1 pseudogene is annotated in these 745 nt (G+C 39.3%); it reads left to right on the top strand.

From position 1 onward, the window contains the following. A pseudogene (locus FUA24_RS07835) lies at positions 1–745 on the top strand (hypothetical protein); the annotation flags it as partial.

The following is a 745-nucleotide window of genomic DNA, read 5'->3' as shown; positions in this document are numbered from 1 at the left end:
AGTTGAAGTTGTTGAAGGCCTACAAATAACCACACAACCAACACCCTCAGAAAGCTTATGTATTGGTGGTAGTTTGCCCTCTAGTTTAGCGGTTACACACACAGGAGGCACAGGCGTTTTAAGCTATCAATGGTATTCAAATACCACAAACAGCAATACTGGTGGTACAGCTATAACGGGCGCTACAAATTCTAGTTACAATCCGCCAACTTTCAATACAGCTGGCAACTACTATTATTATGTAATTATTACTGCTGCTGGTAGCGGCTGTAATGCGGTTACAAGCAATGTTTCAGAAGTTATTGTAGTTACCGATCCTGTTATTAATACACACCCCATAGCTACACAAACCATTTGTGAAGGCATTACACCTACAGATTTAAGCGTAAGTGTTTCTGGTGGTTTGGGGTCAACATACAACTATCAGTGGTACAGCAATACTACCAATTCAAATACTGGAGGCACACTATTAACAGGCGCTACTAACAGCGCTTTTACACCGCCTAACACCACTGTTGGAACGGTGTATTATTATGTTGAAGTTACTCAAGCAGGTATTGATTGTGCGGTTACAAGTAACACATCAGAAGTTATTATAAATGAAGCTGCCACTATTACCAATCAGCCACTTTCAGAAATCATTTGTTTTGGTGATAGTTTTAACACCTTATCAGTTAGTTATACAAATGGTGTTGGCACACCAAACTATCAATGGTTTTCTAACACTACAAACGATAATACTACA

It is taken from the genome of Seonamhaeicola marinus, assembly GCF_008085455.1.
This window is presented reverse-complemented; position numbering and strand designations above follow the sequence as displayed.